The organism is Delftia sp. ASV31, from assembly GCF_016428765.1.
Lineage (GTDB): Bacteria > Pseudomonadota > Gammaproteobacteria > Burkholderiales > Burkholderiaceae_C > Comamonas > Comamonas acidovorans.
The window spans coordinates 1-256 of record NZ_JAELTK010000341.1 but is presented as its reverse complement, the minus strand read 5'-3'; the positions used below and the strand labels follow the sequence as shown (position 1 = coordinate 256).

The 256-nt window shown below is 77.3% G+C and carries 1 protein-coding gene; it reads right to left on the bottom strand.

Features of this window, described 5'->3' with window-relative positions:
• Positions 1 to 55: 55 nt before the first annotated feature.
• A partial coding sequence (locus tag JHD82_RS29730) for a hypothetical protein (RefSeq protein ID WP_199140508.1) occupies positions 56 to 256 on the bottom strand: 201 nt, incomplete at its 5' end.

The window sequence follows — 256 nt, the reverse complement described above, 5'->3', positions numbered from 1 at the left end:
CCTATGAGGTCGATGGCCGGCAGTACGTCTCCATCGCCGTAGGCTGGGGCGGCGTCTACGGCCTGTCTCTTATACACATCTGACGCTGCCGACGAAATGCGAACAGTGTAGATCTCGGTGGTCGCCGGGTCATTAAAGAGGGGGGGGGGGGGGGGGGGGGGGGGGGGGGGGGGGGGGGGGGGGGGGGGGGGGGGGGGGGGGGGGGGGGGGGGGGGGGGGGGGGGGGGGGGGGGGGGGGGGGGGGGGGGGGGGGGGG